At 57.2% G+C, this 17515-nt stretch carries 14 protein-coding genes and 2 pseudogenes; 10 read left to right on the forward strand and 6 right to left on the reverse strand.

Annotated elements, in window-relative coordinates; translation table 11 throughout:
- Positions 1 to 290, reverse strand: a 290-nt coding sequence (locus tag OWC43_RS12430; RefSeq protein ID WP_393958549.1) for a carbohydrate porin, incomplete at its 3' end; no start/stop codon positions are given.
- A gap of 8 nt (positions 291 to 298) precedes the next feature.
- On the opposite strand from OWC43_RS12430, the gene OWC43_RS12435 reads away from it, so the two are divergent.
- Positions 299 to 445 (forward strand): hypothetical protein, encoded by a 147-nt coding sequence (locus OWC43_RS12435; protein WP_393956912.1) that lies wholly within the window; start codon positions 299 to 301, stop codon positions 443 to 445.
- A gap of 375 nt (positions 446 to 820) precedes the next feature.
- Positions 821 to 2269 carry an undecaprenyl-phosphate glucose phosphotransferase gene (locus OWC43_RS12440; protein ID WP_171015612.1) on the forward strand — a complete coding sequence of 483 codons (1449 nt, stop codon included), beginning with the start codon at positions 821 to 823 and terminating at the stop codon, positions 2267 to 2269.
- A gap of 429 nt (positions 2270 to 2698) precedes the next feature.
- On the opposite strand, the gene OWC43_RS12445 is transcribed toward OWC43_RS12440, so the two are convergent.
- The gene (locus OWC43_RS12445; RefSeq protein WP_393956913.1) at positions 2699 to 3469 is read right to left on the reverse strand and encodes a metallophosphoesterase; all 771 of its coding nucleotides are present in this window, start codon (positions 3467 to 3469) and stop codon (positions 2699 to 2701) included.
- Between the two features lie 820 nt (positions 3470 to 4289).
- On the opposite strand from OWC43_RS12445, the gene OWC43_RS12450 reads away from it, so the two are divergent.
- From OWC43_RS12450 to OWC43_RS12475, 6 genes and pseudogenes are all read left to right on the forward strand, one after another.
- The gene (locus tag OWC43_RS12450) at positions 4290 to 4751 is read left to right on the forward strand and encodes a UDP-N-acetylglucosamine--LPS N-acetylglucosamine transferase (RefSeq protein WP_137831695.1); all 462 of its coding nucleotides are present in this window, start codon (positions 4290 to 4292) and stop codon (positions 4749 to 4751) included.
- The gene (locus OWC43_RS12455) at positions 4748 to 5239 is read left to right on the forward strand and encodes a glycosyltransferase (protein WP_137831696.1); all 492 of its coding nucleotides are present in this window, start codon (positions 4748 to 4750) and stop codon (positions 5237 to 5239) included. Before OWC43_RS12450 ends, OWC43_RS12455 begins: the two co-directional genes overlap by 4 nt.
- Positions 5240 to 5358: 119 nt before the next feature.
- The gene (locus OWC43_RS12460) at positions 5359 to 7563 is read left to right on the forward strand and encodes a Wzz/FepE/Etk N-terminal domain-containing protein (RefSeq protein ID WP_393956914.1); all 2205 of its coding nucleotides are present in this window, start codon (positions 5359 to 5361) and stop codon (positions 7561 to 7563) included.
- A complete protein-coding gene (locus OWC43_RS12465; protein WP_393956915.1) occupies positions 7556 to 8503 on the forward strand; it encodes a glycosyltransferase family 2 protein in 948 nt (315 codons plus the stop codon). The genes OWC43_RS12460 and OWC43_RS12465 overlap by 8 nt, the downstream gene beginning before the upstream one ends.
- Positions 8504 to 8791: 288 nt before the next feature.
- The gene (locus OWC43_RS12470) at positions 8792 to 9928 is read left to right on the forward strand and encodes a polysaccharide biosynthesis/export family protein (protein WP_210236234.1); all 1137 of its coding nucleotides are present in this window, start codon (positions 8792 to 8794) and stop codon (positions 9926 to 9928) included.
- 704 nt (positions 9929 to 10632) lie between these two features.
- A pseudogene (locus tag OWC43_RS12475) lies at positions 10633 to 11586 on the forward strand (transposase); the annotation flags it as partial.
- 134 nt (positions 11587 to 11720) lie between these two features.
- Here OWC43_RS12475 and OWC43_RS12480 read toward each other — a convergent pair.
- Entirely contained in the window at positions 11721 to 12512 is a 792-nt protein-coding gene (locus OWC43_RS12480) for a hypothetical protein (RefSeq protein ID WP_393956916.1), read from the reverse strand.
- 617 nt (positions 12513 to 13129) lie between these two features.
- Complete coding sequence (locus OWC43_RS12485; protein WP_393956917.1) at positions 13130 to 13405, reverse strand: hypothetical protein; 276 nt, start codon at positions 13403 to 13405, stop codon at positions 13130 to 13132.
- 165 nt (positions 13406 to 13570) lie between these two features.
- On the opposite strand from OWC43_RS12485, the pseudogene OWC43_RS12490 reads away from it, so the two are divergent.
- Positions 13571 to 13780 (forward strand): annotated as a pseudogene (locus tag OWC43_RS12490) (IS3 family transposase); the annotation flags it as partial.
- 607 nt (positions 13781 to 14387) lie between these two features.
- Here the strand turns inward: OWC43_RS12490 and OWC43_RS12495 are convergent.
- The gene (locus OWC43_RS12495; protein ID WP_393956918.1) at positions 14388 to 14696 is read right to left on the reverse strand and encodes a hypothetical protein; all 309 of its coding nucleotides are present in this window, start codon (positions 14694 to 14696) and stop codon (positions 14388 to 14390) included.
- Between the two features lie 871 nt (positions 14697 to 15567).
- Here OWC43_RS12495 and OWC43_RS12500 point away from each other — a divergent pair.
- Positions 15568 to 16071 (forward strand): hypothetical protein, encoded by a 504-nt coding sequence (locus OWC43_RS12500; protein WP_393956919.1) that lies wholly within the window; start codon positions 15568 to 15570, stop codon positions 16069 to 16071.
- Between the two features lie 243 nt (positions 16072 to 16314).
- Here OWC43_RS12500 and OWC43_RS12505 read toward each other — a convergent pair whose 3' ends face one another.
- Positions 16315 to 16656 (reverse strand): hypothetical protein, encoded by a 342-nt coding sequence (locus OWC43_RS12505; RefSeq protein WP_393956920.1) that lies wholly within the window; start codon positions 16654 to 16656, stop codon positions 16315 to 16317.
- Between the last annotated feature and the right edge of the window lie 859 nt (positions 16657 to 17515).

Genomic DNA, 17515 nt, shown 5'->3' on the forward strand with positions numbered 1-17515 from the left:
AAGATGGTCTTGAAGTTGTCGTCGTGGTCGGCGGTGTTGACGAAGCCGGTGAGCGAGACGCGGCCGGGATAGGCGGTGATGGAATAGTCGGTCTTGGTGCCGATCTCGGTCATGACCAGCGCCCCGGCGATGCGCTCGTAGCCGAAATCGTAGCCCGACAGGACGTTGGTGTTGGGGTTCACGGTGAAGGCGCCGGCCTGGATGTAGCTGGTGGGCGAGAACTGGTAGGCGGCGTTGGCGCCCCAGACGGCGAAGAGGGGCGAGGTGAAGCCGGCGTTGAAGTAGAACAGGTCCTACGGTGAGCGGCCACGGCCAGTTCGTGCACGACGTGGCGCACAAGCAGCTTCTGTGGGACGCGGACGGGACGGGCGGCGACGCGGCCGTGACGGTGGCGACCTTCGCCACCCCCGCCAACCTCCACGCTCAGGACTTCTTCATCGTTTAAAAAAAACCCGATGCGTCCGAAGGGAAAGCACCGGGGATCTCGCGTACGATCAACGCCACCGGATACGGAAGCGCACCGTTCACATGCTCATGATGGTGAGGGGGCGACCGTGGCCTGCCGAATTCGGACGTTGAAGTTTAAACTGCAAATCAAGGCAACGATCGAGAAGGTTGCCGAGCAATACGTCCAGTCCAGCGCCACATCGACGCTTGAAGCGTTTGGCGGCAGTAGCGGCCAAGTTGCTGAAACGCGTTCGGGGTATTGGCACTGCGAACAGCGAAGTTGAAGCTCTGCGCGTGGAGGGGGAGCGGGCCGCGCGCCAACGGTTGTGCATCGCATCATTGTGTGCGATGGCTTGCCTAACGACATATTAAAGTGAGTTGGCACGTGCAAACCACAAGCGCTCATGTCGATAGCCAACTGCCGCAGCGGAAACGCTTCTTTGCGGCCGTAATCGATCCTGATGTCATCAAGCTGGTCGACGCAGGCGTTATCCTGTTGTGCGGCTTGATATCCGATTTCGGTTACAGCTTTTTCATGCCAGGGCGCGACGGAGATCGCATTAGCTATCTTGCAGTTTCAATTACGGTTGCGGCCGTTTTCGTACTGCTCGGAAATCAATGCGGCGTCTACCAATTCGATGGAAATCGAAAGATTGGGAGACAGCTGCGGAAGATATCCGTGGTTTGGGCACTTACCTTTCTTTTCCTTACAGCCGTCGCATTCGGGCTGAAAATCGGCGCGGATTTCTCGCGCGGATTCGTTTTGGTCTTCGCCGCGGTTGGGTTGGCCGCCGTTTCCGGTGCGCGCATGTTTATGAGCGCGTCAGTCCGCCGGGCGGAAGCCAATGATGCGGTGCGTCATCGCCCGGTGTATTTCCTCGCCCCCCGCACGCTGGCCTCGCAGCGCGACATCCGGAAAAGCCTTGTTTCGCTCGGATTGGGCGTGACCCAAACCTTCGATTGGGACACCGGGCATTCTCAGGATGTCGAGGAAGCGGGCGCCAGGGAGGCAACCAAAAGGCTGCTCGAGTCGATCCGCGGTTCGGACGTGGAAGAAGTCGTGATCGCTGCGGATGTGCGGATCTGGATCGCAGTCCGTGATCTCCTGAGAAATCAACCGTTGCCCGTCAGGCTGATCCCCGATCCCAACGTAGCCGAACTCGTTCGCCGGCCGTCTCTGTCGACAGGTAACGTGACGCTGGTCGAGGTACAACGCGGACCGCTATCAATCGGAGAGCGACGAGCGAAGCGCTTCCTCGACATTGCCGTCGCGGCCAGCGCGCTCGTTGCCCTTCTCCCGCTGATGGTTCTGGTTTGTGTTGCCATCAAGCTGGATAGTCCGGGACCCGTCCTGTTCCGGCAGACACGGAACGGATTCAACGGCAGAAAATTCAAAATTTTGAAATTCCGCAGCATGCGGGTTCAGGAAGATAGCGGCGTCGTACGACAGGCCACGCGGAATGATCCGCGCGTCACGATGGTCGGTAGCTGGCTGAGGCGGTCGAGCATCGATGAGCTGCCGCAATTGATCAACGTCCTCAGAGGGGAGATGTCGATCGTCGGTCCCCGCCCGCATGCCGTCACGCACGATACATTTTACGACAATCTTATCGCGAATTATGCGTGGCGCCATCACGTGAAGCCAGGCCTGACCGGCTGGGCGCAACTCAAGGGCTACCGCGGTGAGACGCGGGCCGTCGAAGATATGGCACGACGTGTCGAACACGATATATGGTATGTAGACAATTGCTCAGTGGCGCTCGATATTCGAATTATTTCGGGCACGTTTGTACAACTCGCAAAAACCAGAAATGCTTACTAACATGATCATGCTGTTCGACTAGTCAAATGTGCGTGTAATAGAGTACTGAGCCTTACAGGCTTGAGGATACTTTGTTGGCAGCTAACTATCGTTCTGGTTGAAGACAGGCATACTTTCGCTGGATCTGCCGGCATCTACGCCACCCAAGTCTGCGCAAGATGGCATGGGCGCAAATCTAAAAATTCTGTTGAATACTATTGTAGTATCATTATCAACTCTACCTTGCCTGATCCGGAATAGATCGGTCCTAAATCGGATCAATGCTTCAATGCTCGTACACCAGCATATTACGCTGGGGCTCGTAGAGTGCTACCCGAGTCATAATCGTTGCACGACGAAGTATCACAGCGGCTCTCGCGGCAATCACTGACCCAGGCACAAACAGCCCTCTCGTACAGCCACGCTAAGACAATGATTTAGTCTATCAAATTATGTTGCTCCTAACATACTCAACTTATCGGCCTCGAGCACGAGACAGGTCAACTTGCCAGTCAGATAGGCGCCGGTGTCAATGTTAATTCTATTAGGTAGAAACTCGGGCTTAATAACGGGCGTGTGTCCGTGCACAACAATCAAGCCATGATTGGAACTGGAGCTCAGGAACGGCTCCCTGATCCATATCAAGTCGTTTGGATTTTGCGCATGAAGCGGCACCTTCGGTCGTATCCCGGCATGGGCAAAAAAATAGTCGCCGCTTACGTAGGAATACGGCAAAGCTTCCAGAAATGAGAAATGGTTGCTCGGGATCGTTGTCGTGATGAGCCTGCGGACATCGCCTGCAGCCATATCGGCGAGGCCAACCTCAGTCCCGTGCAACCCGTATGAGCTCAGTGTCTCACGACCTCCGTGCTTGAGCCATAGCGCCAGCATCTGGTCGTCATCGAGCGCTTCTAGGAGCATCCGCTCGTGATTACCGGAAAGAACGATGATCCTATGCGTCGTCTGTCTTTTGATGAGTTCACCCAAGACAGACGCTGAGCCAGGACCACGGTCGATCAGATCGCCGAGGTAAACCTCAATCGGCTCAGCGCACGGCCTTGCTTTCACGTCATTGTCGATCTGCGCCTGCATCGCAGCAAGGAGGTCGGCTCGACCGTGGATGTCACCAACGACATAGAGGCGTTGCCCCACTGGGATATACGCCGAACGAGATATGTCGCTTTTTGCTGATTGAAGACGCTTTGAGATAAAACTCGGCATTCTCATCGAAATATCAACTTCTATATCAATTACGTATTTCTTTCGCTCATTAACGACTCAATTCAGGCCACAAATCGTCTAAGTTTGTAGCCGCCTGAATCGATATACGTAGTTACGCAGGATGATTTAGCATCTGATGAAAAGGACTTAAGAAAGCAACCAGCATACACATTGAGTTATATGATATTATTATTCCCCTTAGTAATTTACCTAATTGATTATTCCGAAGAATGATTATCGACAATGTGAATACACCGTTTTATTCAAATATCTTAGAACAGCCCATCTATATCACTCAGCATCAACTTACTTGCGGCTAGTGCCTAACGATGTGTAGTTGACTACCAAAATGTCCGAGACCGCACTTCACGATACTGCGTGACGCGACGCGTATACGTATCAATGGTTGTGTAACCGTAGCGCGGCCCATCGGCGTACTTGCAAATCGCATATCCACGGAAGCGAGGCCGCGGATCAGCGTGGAGGAGGAGGCCTTCCGGAGAATAATTGCCGCAGCTTCTCGCCGGCGGTGGCGCAAAATATTCCGGAGCGGCTTCAACGTATGTACGTTCACCCGCAGCCCCATCCCCGCGACGCTGCGAATAATCCGCAGCCTCAGCCCCGTAGGGCAGGGTAACCGCGATGAAGGGAAGCAGCAACAGGCGCATTGACGGAACCTAAGGCGTTTCCCACAAGAACGCTAGGCTTAGCCATACGGTTCCGAAGGGGATTTGTAAACGCAGCCGATTCTTTCGGCACGTGGTTGATCCGGCAGGGGCCTTGCATCATTACTCGCGCCGTCCTTGGGATCGGGGTGACGATGGCGAACCGACAAAAACGACCGCGCCTTTTGGCCGTTGCATCCGGCGGTGGCCATTGGATCCAGCTGCTACGGATCGCGCCCGCGTTCGGAGACTGCGACTGCGCCTTTGTCTGTACGCTGGACGCTGGCGATCAAGTCGGCGGCCATCGTTTCTACCGCGTGCCTGATGCAAATCGCTGGAACAAACTCGCCGTGATTCGGATGAGCCTCACCGTTCTCGGCATCATGGTGCGTGAGCGACCCGCGATCGTCATTTCGACCGGCGCGGCTCCTGGCTGTATCGCCCTGCTGTTCGGCCGCTTGATCGGCGCGAAAACGATCTGGCTGGATAGCTTCGCCAACGTCGACACCCTTTCGATGTCCGGGCGATTGGCGGGGCGGTTCGCGGACCTCTGGCTGACCCAGTGGAAGCATCTCGCGAAGCCGGACGGTCCGCATTACGAGGGTTCGGTCATATGATCTTCGTAACGGTTGGGGTTCAGCTACCTTTCGATCGCCTGGTGGGTGCCGTCGATACCTGGGCGGGCACCCGCGATCGATCCGACGTGGTTGCGCAAATCGGCGCCTCCAAATACGTCCCGAAGCATATTCGCTGTCAGGCGACCATGACGCCGACCGAGTTCAAGCGATGCGTTACGGAGGCTACGGCTGTCGTCGCCCATGCAGGCATGGGCTCCATCATCACGGCATTGGAACTCGGCAAACCGATCCTGATCATGCCGCGCCGCGCTGCCCTCGGCGAGCATCGCAACGATCATCAGATGTCCACCGCTCGGCTCATGGCGGAACAAAACATCGTGACTGTCGCGCAGGATGAGGACGAACTCGTCGACTACCTCGACAGGATCGAAACCCTGGGTCGTTCCGCAGGCATCTCCTCGCATGCCGGCTCACAACTCGTTGGGCGTATTTCAGCCTTTATCGCGGAGGTTGATAGACGACGCTGAAAAAAGTGTCTGACTACGGCCGCTGAACTGATCGCAGAATGGCGGTTGATACGGTAAGATACAGATCCGGTCAGCCGCCGGCGTGGCCGGATGCGCCTTGAAGGTCAGGCCGCACAACCATGAATCTTCACAACCGAATGTCTTCGTTTGCGCCCGACCCGCGCACAACGATTGGAGCGGCCCCGATAGGGTCCAGGGCCGCAGCGGATCCGGGCGACGTCGCGTTCATTCTCGGCGTTCTGCGCCGCCAACGGCGGCTGATCGTGCGGACGACCTTAGCCGCCCTTATTCTCGGCCTCCTCGTTCTGCTGTTCGCGCCTTCATCCTACAAGGCTTCGTCGACCGTCTTGGTCGATTTCAAGCGGCTGTCCGTCGTCGATGAAAATTTCTCCACCCCAACAGGCCGGATCGATAGCTCGGTCGTCTTGAGTCAGATCGAGCTTCTCAAATCATTGGGTGTGTTGAGCCGGGTCGTACTTTCCGAAAAGCTCGATGAAGATCCGCAATTCATCGGGTCCGCGTCCAGCCTCAAAAGGCTTCTCGCTACACTCGGATTGGCGGACGACCCGACGACCGAGTCGCAGGAAGAACGCCGCCGGATCGCGATCGAAGCGCTTCGCAAGGCCACCTCGACCGAGCGCGTCGATCTTTCCTACGCCATCGGCATCACCGTGACCGCCCGTAATGCGGAAAAGGCGGCACGTCTCGCCAACGCATTGGCTCAAGCCTACATCGACGATCAGCTTGAGGCCAAACGAATTGCTTCTCAGAAAGCGAGCGATTGGTTCTCCGAGCGCATCGCTGAGCTTCAGGACAGAGTCAGCAAGGCTGATCGTGCCGTCATTGAGTATCGGATACAAAACAATATTGTCACGATCGATGGGCGCTTCATCGAGGAGCAACAGATCCTCGACCTGAGTCAAAGCGTCGTGAGCGCGAGCTTCGCACGGGCCGGCGCAGCGGCGAAGGTCGCGCAGATCGACGAGATCGCGAAGACGGGCGGACTCCAGAGCGCGCTTTCAGAGGAGTTCACGAACGAAGTCATCACGACCCTGCGAAACGCTTACTTCGACGCCAAGCGACAGGTAGCGGATCTGTCGGTCCGGTACGGCACGACCCATGAGGCGGTCATCAAGGCTCGTGCCAAGATGAGCGAGTTGCAGAACTCGATCAATGACGAGATCCGTCGGATTTTGGAAAGTGCCCGCACCGAACTCACGGTCGCCCAGATCAAAGAACAACGTCTGCAGAAGGAATTGGCGGAACTCTCCGAACGGTCGACCCAAGCCCGTGAAAGACGAGTCCAGCTCATGCAATTGGAGAGCGCTGCGGAGACGGTGAAGTCGATTCGCGACACGTTCATGTCGCGCTATGTCGACGGAATTCAAAAGCAAAGCTTTCCGATGACGGAAGCCCGCATCATCACCGCTGCGCAGGTCCCAACGGAGCGATCTTTCCCGACGCCCATCAAGGCGCTTGGGGGCGGCCTGTTGCTCGGCTTCGGTGCCGGCTGCCTGTTGGCAGTCGCACGGGAAGCATTCTCGCGCCGAATCCGCTTCCGCCGTCAAATTGAAGAATCCCTCGGCGCCCCGAGCCTGGGCTTTCTCCCTGAGATCGACCGATCTCAGCCGGCGGCTCCTGCCCACCGAGGGCTCCGCTCGGCAGTCGGAAGCTTTGGCGAAGAGACGCTGCGAAGCATTAAAGTCAGCATCGACCTACGTCGGGTCGATAAGCCTGTGGTCATCGGCGTGATCTCGGCAGGGATCGGTGAGGGCAAGAGCGTGACGGCAAGCACGCTCGCCCAACTCTGCGCAGAGACCGGCTCCCGCACGCTCTTGATCGATGCGAATGCCCGTCGGCCATCGCTGTCGAACCTCCTGGCCCCAAGCCGCGAAGCGGGTTTGGTGGAGGTCGTCGATCAACCGAACACGCTTCCGACCGCGATACGCCCCCTCCGTGAACCGAACCTCTTCTTCCTGCCTTGTTTTGGCACGGTCCGACCCGAACAACCGGGACAGATGCTCTCTGCCCTCAATCTTAGAAGTTTAATGGAGAGCCTGAAAACTCAATATCGCTACATCATCGTGGACTTGCCAGCAATTGGGCCGGTATCCGATGCGGAAGCCGTCACCGACATCGTCGACGGGTTCCTCATAGTAGCCCGTTGGAACGAAACCCCCAGCTACGTCCTTGAGGATGCCATGCGCAACAATCCGAAGGTTCGTGAGAAGGTGATCGGCGGTCTGCTCAACCGAGCTGACATCAAGCGCTTGATCGAACTTGGCGAAACCTCAGTCGTGAACGCTGCGGCCTATCATGCTTGAACGCACCGACAATCTGGCCGTATCGACCTGTGACCATAATGCCGAGACCGTCGTCCGCGTATCCGTGATCATTCCGAATTATCAGGATCTCGAGAACCTCGACCGATGCCTGACCCATCTGGAGACGCAGACCATCGGGCGTGATGCCTTCGAGATCGTCGTCTCAGACAACGCTTCGCCGGTCGGACTGGCCGCGGTCGAGGCGACCGTGGCGGGTCGCGCAAGGGTCGTCTTATCGCGGGAAAAGGGGGCTGGTCCGACCCGCAATGTCGGCGTCGCCGCCTCACACGGACGCATCCTGGCTTTTGTCGACAGCGACTGCCGTCCGGATCCGGCCTTCTTGGAGGAGGGGGTGCGGATGCTCGACCACTTCGACGTCGTGGGCGGGGCGATCCGCGTCGATGTCGAAAAACCGGGACGACCGACCCCCTCCGAGGCGTTCGAGTTGGTCTTCGCCTTCCAAAACGAACAATACATCAAAAAGAAGGGCTTTTCGGTCACCGCGGCCCTTCTGGTCAGTCGGGAGACGTTCGAGGCTGTCGGTCCTTTTGGCAACGATGTGTCCGAAGACGTGGAGTGGTGTCACCGGGCTGCGGCGAAGGGCCGAACACTCGGCTTTGCGCCGAAGGCTGTCGTGGGTCATCCGGCACGGCACGAATGGGACCAACTGGTGCGTAAGTGGCGCCGACTCAACGCCGAGGCTTTCGCACTGACCACGCGTCAACCATTCGGCCGGGTGCGGTGGCTGGTTCGCGCCTACATCACGCTGCTATCGACCAGCGTCCATCTCTTTCAGGTGTTGTTCACCCGGCGGCTTCGGCGCCCGATCGACAGAATCGCGGCGATGGGTGTTCTGATACGCCTGCGCGCATTGCGGTTCCTCTGGGCTCACATGACGGCTTTCAGCCGAAAGCCCTCGACGGCTCGAACATCGCCGTAGCTATAGGACGGTCCATGTCGCAGGTTTCCCGCCTCAAAATAATACGATTCTCTTCGCGGCAATTATTTGGTAGCTATGAATAGTTTATTTTTCAACGTACGCGTTAACCATGAATTGTGAATCATGACTGTTGCCCCGGCGTCACATGCTGCCCAAATATAGAAAATTTGAGGCACCTCAACTAGACCTTTTCACGATCTCGCTCATAACCAGCGTGGAGTTGGTTGAGAGGATAACGGCGTCGTGGTCGTAGGTCGCAGACTTAGCATTCTTGCCAGGGTTGCCGGCTTGGCCGCAATCCTGAGCGGGTGTTCAGGTGCGTTCCCGACATCCGGTCCGAAGGTGTCGGGGGATCCATCCATCCCCACCGATCCTCAGGAATTGCTTCCGCACACTCTGATCAACGCCACGCCTCATGTGGCCGACGTCACAGCGCGGGACGCGACGGGCGAGGGCACGTTGGGCTCGTTTGTCTCGCAGGGGCGGGCCGCGGAAGTCCGCCTTGGCATCGGCGATACCATTGGCGTGACCATCTTCGAAGCGGCGGCTGGAGGCCTCTTCATTCCCGACCAAGCCGGGGCAAGGGCGGGCAACTTCGTCACGCTCCCGAACCAACAGGTTGATCGCAGTGGCACGATTTCGGTGCCCTATGCCGGACTGATTCCCGCCGTTGGCCGCCGAGCTCCGGAAGTGCAAGCCGAGATCGAGCAGCGCCTGCGAAATCGGGCGATCGAACCGCAGGCTGTTGTCTCAATCATTGACCAGAAGGCTACCCAGGTCAGCGTCCTTGGCGAGGTCAACCTGCCATCCCGGCTCGCCATCAATCCGTCAGGCGAACGCGTGCTGGATGTGATTGCCCGCGCAGGCGGCCCGAAGGGCACGGGGTACCAAAGCTTCGTGACGCTTCAGCGCGGCTCTCGCAAGCGCACGGTGTATTTCAACAAGCTCGTCAGAGAACCGTCCAACAACGTGTTCGTCCAGCCGGGCGACGTGATTTACGTCTATACCGAGAACCGCTCGTTCGTTGTGCTCGGCGCCACGGGACTCAACGGAAAGTATAACTTCGAAGCAGAACAGACGACGGTGTCCGAGGCTCTCGGTCGCGGTGGCGGCCTCCTCGACGAGCGAGCGAACCCGACCACCGTGTTCGTCTACAGGATGGAGTCCCGCCGGGTCGCGGCAGATCTCGGCATCGACGTGAAAGTATGGCCTAAAGACCATATTCCGGTCATCTATCAGTTTGACCTGCGCGCCGAAGATGGGCTCTTCACGCTTCGTCAGTTCCTCATTCGCGACAAGGACATTCTCTATGTGTCGAATGCCCCTGCCGTTGAGTTCCTGAAAGTGCTGACGCTGCTGCGCGTCGGGGTCGCGACACTCAATGAGGGCAATATCGCCCGCTCCAACTTCAACACCTTGCGCTAAGCCGAAAGGCTCAGCGTTGCGGAACTCCTTCCCGGAAATCATTGGACGGTCGCCGGGACGTTCCGAAAGCGCCACCGCCTGAGAAGTTTGGCGCTTGGTTGATGGAGTTCAGAGAGCCCGGCGTTGAATTGTAGAGCGGGCTGGAGCGACAGTCGCGGCGAACGGGGTCACCGGGTATGCAGGGCGATCCGGATGGGATCGGCTGGCGCGTCTGCCCCCAGGCGAATCCCGTTGAAAGCACCGCCACGATCGGCACGAGAATCAAACGGATCATTTATTATCCTCCAAAAGCCCCAAGGCGATCTAAAACCGCTACCCCGCATATTCTTGCAGGCATCGTGACTGACTGAATCGAGTTCAACCGCCCGGAGCGGTAGATAGGAGCTGCTTCTCAGAGTGCCATCCTGGCTCACTGGCAAGCGCTCAGCAGGGGTTGGTGAGTTTCATACCTTCCCTGCCGACATCGGGGCGGCCCAAATCTACTCCTTGAACAGCCGCGCTGTTCGGGAGGATTCGGCTGATTGGCTTCGCATAGAGCCACATGGCGGGTTCAAAGCGGCTGAGCATCGCCGCTCGGGTGCGAATGGCCGGCGGATCCGTTGACCGGATGGATGCTAAGGCGTTTTCGGTTTGATCCGTATCGGATGGTTGGGTTCTGTAAGACTGTCGGGCTGGCTCATGGCGCTCCAGATTTGGAGCCGGGCATGGGCAGACCGTTACAGCCAAGATCCGCGTGAACGCGTGATGGATGCGGCAGGCGCGGCTTCGCGTCGGTAGTCGACCGAGCGCTTCGGGATCGGTGCCGCGACGGCGGTCCGCCGGATGACGGGACTGGCCACGCCCGGGACGGTTGCGGCTGATTAGCAAGCGGGCAAGCCGGCTCGAAGCTCGACCTGCACGAAGGCGTTCCGGCGCCATCTGATCGCTGAGCGCCACGACATCACCTTAAAGGAGATGCGGATCTGCTTGCGGGAGGGGCGCACTCTCACGGTTGGGCTTGGGACTCTGTGGTACTTCCTCGATGCGGCCGGCCTGACGTACAGAGAAAGATAGCCCACGCCGCGGAGTAGAATTGCTCGGCTGAAAAGGCGACCCGCCAAGCCCGATTCGAAGGCCAGCCCGACCTCGACCTTCGCGCTTCTCGTTCCTCGACCAGGTGTGACCGCGACCAATGACCCGCACTCTCGGACGCGCCTCGCCTGAGGAACGACTACGCTCAGGTGTGCCGTACGGCCGCTAGAAGACACCTACCTTCGTGACGGGACTACGCCCGTCCGGGATCGCTGTGTCGTTCGCGCTGGACGGACCGATTTATCGCGATGCCTCCCAGGCTTACGCCGGGGACGTTCTCGGGCCCGAACTCATCCCTCGCGACATCCTCATGATGGACAATCTCAAAAGCTACAACGGTTCGGCGGTACAGGCCGCCATCGAGGATGGCGGGCGCGTAGCTGCTGCTCCTCCCGCCCTACTCGCCGGACTTTAATACGATCGATTCTTTGAAAAGCGCAGGATGACGGGGCTTTCTCAAAGCTCAAGGCGCTGCTGCGCACAGTCGCCGGGCGAACCGTCAACGGGTTATGGCTGGCCATACAACGGCTCATCGAGGCCATCACCCCGATGAGTGCGCCGACTTCTTCGCCGCCGCTCATTATGACTCGGCCGACCACCTACTAGAAACTATAGAGCGCCTTATTTTAAGATGCGGAAGGCAGCTATACGACTAATTCAACTGCAATTTCACCGGCCCATCTGAACTCATCTTTGCAAACTATAAAAGCCGCCGACCACTTTATGCCACAGAGACGCGGTTGCGGCGGCGACGATAGATCAACCCAGACACAAGAGAGAAAAGGAGGGCGGGTAGTCCGACCCCAACCACGGGACCGGGAACAGTCGGGACGGGGGTACCGCCACCGCCACTGCCACCGCCGATGCTGCCGCCGCCACCAATGGTTCCACCGCCGCCAACAGTGCCCCCACCGCCGGTGCTACCGTTACCACCGACGATGATAATTGGCGAAAGTCGCGCTGCTTGGGCCGTACGAGCAATTGCCGCCGAATTGAAGAACCCTAGGGTCGTGGGAACCGACCTCTGCGCAACGCCTTGGGGCACTTCGTTCTGTCCACCGCCGATGAGGCTCGCATCCGTTCCGCCAATCGGGGTCGAGGGGGTCGCTGGCACACTGACGGCAGTGGTCGGAATGTCGCCTGTCACGGCCTTGAAGGCCTGCGCGATTTCCGGGCTACCACGCGAGATCAGAGCGGCCTGCATCCGCTGCACTGCCTCAGGCTGCGTCCGCGCGCAGGCCAACGCAGCTTGGCCGAGGCCTGCCCCGATCGCTGAACGTTGATCAGCGTTCGCGGCCACCCCGAGCGAAAGCATCACGTCGGAAAATTCGGTATCAGCCAGAACCAAAGCGCGCGCGGACCGAGCGAGTGCACCGCCGCCATTGGGATTGCTGTTGAGTAGCGACAGCGGATCCGCCTTGAACGCGTCCATATCGGCGACAGAGGCCATGCCGAACGCCGAATTGCATGAAGCCGCCAGGGCAGGCGTACACGCCATGATGGACAGCATCATGACACTGACGGAGAGCCCTTTCATCACAGACACGCTACCCACCCTAGAGCTGATTTATTAAACCTAGTTATCAAATCCTTAAACTCGCTTCAATGGCCAGCCCACATAGAGATGCATCGTTGGTTAATGCCGGCCGTTCGAGTTTCAACTGGTGTTGCTTTTTCGTCGCCGTTAACCGACGTCAATACTGAAAAGTTCCGGCACCGGCTGCAATGATGACGCAGGATCTGGGGACAAAAAACTACCTATAGGCGATCTCCGATTAATTGTTACTTTAAGTTGATCGCCGGTTCCGACCTTCACAGTTAAGGTAGCGGCTCCCGCTTCCAGCAACGACGCCACTCCACCGAAGCGCGTCGCTCTCCAGCAGATCAGGCGTTAGCTCATCGAAATACAAAGAGCTGCCACGTCTCGGCGCCCCATCGAACACACAATGTATAGATTCGATGATGAAAATTATTGTTCGCCATACGTAATGTAAACGATGCTATTCACATTGCCTTCATAAGGATAAAGCAAGCAGAGATTTAGATAAACTATCTTGAGATATTGGACACCGTTCACGGCGATTGCGAGGCCACGGCGTCCTCACAGCGCATTTCACGCCGGCACAAAATTCAGATAGATTGAAAGTCCAACGAAAAATTTTTCAGGAAACAAGAGGCAACAAATTGCTGTAACTGACGATCATCCAATCTCGTGGAGTCCTGCGAGCAACCTAAACAAGGCTCACTCCAAGTCGCACCCATCTTATCATTTAGCTCCAGAGTTGCAAACAATTGGTTGGGCTGGTCCGCGATAAAGACGACCCAATCGACCTGTCGCTTGAGTTCGAGTCCTCCATCCAAGCCGTCGTTAACTAGATAGCCCAAAGCGACCGCGAAAACGGCCATCGCGCGTCCAAGAACGTCGACGCAAGCGCATCGCGTGACTGATGCAGAGGCCAGTCTCATCGGCCTCAGCCAGCGGCGTAGAGGCACCTTGGCCACCCGGCGCTAGCGAGCGGCTCGCCCCGCACGCGATTTGGCGGATCACAATCTCCCGCAGAGGCCTCCAACCAGATTTGGGCGGGCAACATAACCTTCGGGCCGGCCGCCTTGAACTTCCCCTATCTTGCCGTGGTGATCGGTATTAGGAGCCGGCGCGTCGTGGGTTGGTCGTTCGCCAATGACCTCTGGACCGAACGCGTGTTCGATGTGGTGGAGACCGCCGTCATCGAACGCCAACCGTGCGACTTGATCCAGCACTCCGACCAGGAATCGCGATAGACGTCGCGGACCTTCGGCGCCGCTGCCGCAAGGCGGACGTGCGACGTTCCATAGGCTGGGTCGGCGACACCTATGACAACACGCTATGCGATAGTTTCTGCGCGGTGCTAAAGCATCAGTTGCCTGAGCGGTGGCGTTTCACCCGTTGAGCGCAGACCGCCATGGCATTCTTTGCCTTCATTGGAGGCTTCTACATCCACGTGCGCCCGGATGTTTCGCTCGGCTATCGCTCACTGGAACACTACGAACAGGAGATGCTGCCAACTGCTGACCCGCAAGCGTTCCACATCTCCACCAAAGCGGTTCGCCTCCAATTCCAAATCGGCCTGCTTCGATCGAGGCTATAATGGTCGGAGTCGGCGGCGGCCGCGCGGGCCGCCAGCATCAAATTGAGGGCGGTAAAGACGCCCAAGGCCAAGCGCGACTTTGCTTTATTGGTACATCGATTGGGGGAGGCGGAGCGCTCCTTCGCCTTGGCCGCTCACCGAAGACGACTGATCGACGATCACGAGCACAACGCCAACACATTGGTGGGTCTACACGCGGTTACTTTTGTTTGCCTTATGCTTGAGCAAGACGAAATTTAACGAGGAGGGCATAATACGCTTTAACCAACGAGGCGTCGCGACGCCCCCATGCTCAAGTCTAAAGTTGGGCTTTCGTTTGGTGCAATATTCGTTGAAGGCAACGGAGACGAGAAGCCTAGTTGGGATTTCAGCACGGCGACTTGCGCGTCCGCAAGCAGCGATTGCATCGCATGAATTGCCGCCTTTGCCTCCTCGCTGGCCGCGTTCAAAAGAAAGGCCGACGCCGCGCCCGGAGGGAGCTTCGTACGGGTCAGGCCGTCGCTGCAGCGCCGCCTTGACCATCCCTGCGCAGCAATCGCATTCCGCGCAGAGTCGGCATCAAGGCTCATGAACCTCCCGGCTTCTTCGTACGTAAGCCATATCTGCATCATAGCACTCCCGAATTAGGTTCACCGTAGATACGCTTGATGACGATTTGGTCTCCAAGGATCGTTAAGTTTGAGTGTAGATTCCTCGGAACGCCAATTTTCCCCGACTCAATCGACGATCGAGACATTTAGAAGACGCGTTCAATAGAAACTACTCATATCGAGCGGCGTTATGATAAATATGAGATATGATATAGCTTATTGTTAACGCATGGACCAAGTCTTAATTACTCATAAATAGATGCTATGTATCAATTTTAACACAATATCACCCTCACACGACCTGAACTTACCCACAAACGGGTCTGAGAATTAAAAGTTGGTATTCATAAATACAGCATAAGATATCTCCGAGTTGCATTGTCTATTTTTATAAAAAAACACAATTTCCACGGCCTATTAACCATATTTCACTGCTTATCGCTTTACAATAAGCTCATGCTGCAGCACAGTACTCCGGCGAGGACGATGTCGCGATTGGATGCGTCTCTTAGGTCGCAGTTGCGTGCGCCTGGCCGCTCCAGCAAAAATGCAGCCCACCGCATTGCTTAACACGCCTGCCTATCGGACATATCGAGCAGCTGGGAATGGGGTTGAGGACATCATTGTCACGCCAGGTCCCATTCCGCGCCATCTGGGAGCCGTGAATGGGGGCAGGCCACAGGCACCGATCGAGGTCACTGAAGCGTACCGCTGACATATCCAACTGCCTAAGGATAGAATGAAATGAATGCAACGGAATACTACCGCGACGACACAAATCAAATTTGCGCCAAACACAGACACTATTTCTATCGTGACTAAAGTGATATAATTAGCGATTATTTCAGCAATGTCCGCTAGCTACCGCGCTTATGCAACAGCGGCGACTCTGGGGCTGCTCACCTTGGGTGTAGTTTGGCGCCTGGGATCTTACATCAAGCCAGACAGCGTCGTTCTGCCAGTACCACCACCTGCGCCTCCATCGACGATTCGAGATCTCCAGCCAAGCCGGTGGCTCGAAGCAGCTCCGATCACGTCAGATGCTTTCACCAAACCACAGGTGCAAAAGCCGATACTGCCGAATTTGAATGCTGCGGCGGCGTCATTTCTCAGAGATATCAACGGGCGCTGGACAGGCAGTGGAATCGTCGCAATCATCGACGCAAAGCGTGTACGAGGTCATATTGGAGATCAGGCCAGCAAAGATCTGTATCCGATAGTCGTACGAGATATTGGCAGCAATATGCTGGTTGCCGATTTTGGCAACAGACGATTTATAATCATGCGGCGAAAGGAAGGACTCGCCGTTGCTGGGGCGACACTACAAGCCCCTGTCGACCTGCGCAAAAATTAGCGCAAGCAATTTTCAAGCCGGGCTAGCACCACACTATGATTGCGGAAATAAAAATAGCTTATAAAGATAATCGCCGATAGCTCCCTACATACTGAGGAAAACCATTGCCTCCCCAGAAATCAGCAACTCATCCTTCAGCAAACAAATCCATCAGCCCAGATCGACGGGTCGTAATTTTGCGCAAGGAGCCTGCCCCAACTCAATGATTAATCAACCAAAAAACGAACGCTGCTCCAGTAGGTTTTACCCAGCGGCGCGTTTTGGCATAGTGCCTGAACTTGTTGAATTCGGTTCCGTGATCGCTTGCAGAGATTTGCTATGTTTCGCGCTTGAGGCGGTATCGATCGCGCTTCCCTGCTCAGCAAGCTGTCGAAGCGCGCTCACCATGGCGTCCGTCTGCCGATCAAGATCTTTTTCAGCGCTCCACTCGGGACCACGCTGCCATGCCTGAAAGAGGGCAACACAGAGGCCAGCGAAGCTGCCCATGATAGGTCCGGCCAGCAACGCAAGAAGCTGGCTGTAGGGAGCGGTCATTGCAGCCGTAGCGGCGCAAGCGATGATCGCAGTGAACATGATCGGCAACATAGAGACCCTCGCACTTGCTACGCTTCGGCTTCGCGGTTTATGCGAGAATGCCGTTACTAGGTCTTAAGAGGCGGTTGAGATTTATCCGACGATCCCCAACACTTTGCTCTCACTTGTGTCATTCACCTTAAATCGCATTAATTGTAGATGAACGCTGTTTGAAGGCAATGAAGTCACTGTCGAGCTCTCGATTGCCTAACGGCAGCGTTCGGGTCTACCTCTCGAGGCCTATTGGAGGTGTGGGGAATGGGCTGGCGTCGAACAGGCGGTGCCTTCGTCGTCGCGTTGCAGCTATCTACAGCTCTCGAAATTGCAGGACGCCCCTGACGGATTCTGCAACCTGCTGCCTGAGGGCATCATGTGGCGGCGGCTCTCACGTACCCATCGGCAAGCTACACGGCCAGCGTCCGGTCCAGCTGCTGGCGCAACGACCGCCCGTTCCGCCGGATTGGCGAGCATTTCGTCGAGGCAGGGCGTGTATCTGTCGGAGTGTAAGCCTCCTTCGCTGCCACCGAGCTCGACGGTCAGTGCATCACGATCGGCGAGAGCGTCGGATGATGCGACCATGATGGCGAGCGGCGCTATTATCTGCAGTTCCTCGTCGAGCTTTGTGACGTTGCCCGCCGACTTAGGGCCCTGCGGGGCAATCATCCATTCGGGTTCAGCCGACTAGGCTGGACGCACCAGCCCCAACGTTTCCCCTTCGATGCATCCCTCCTGGTGCGGGATGAATACCCCACGGATCATGGTCGTAGCTGGCGACTCCGCTTGTCAGCGATGCACCCTATCGCGTTCACGGTTGCGCCTTGTTCCAATGAGAGCATCGCGTCGGCGAGGGTGCGCAATCCGGCCTGTTCAC

The organism is Methylorubrum sp. POS3 (genome assembly GCF_043352485.1).
GTDB lineage: Bacteria > Pseudomonadota > Alphaproteobacteria > Rhizobiales > Beijerinckiaceae > Methylobacterium > Methylobacterium suomiense.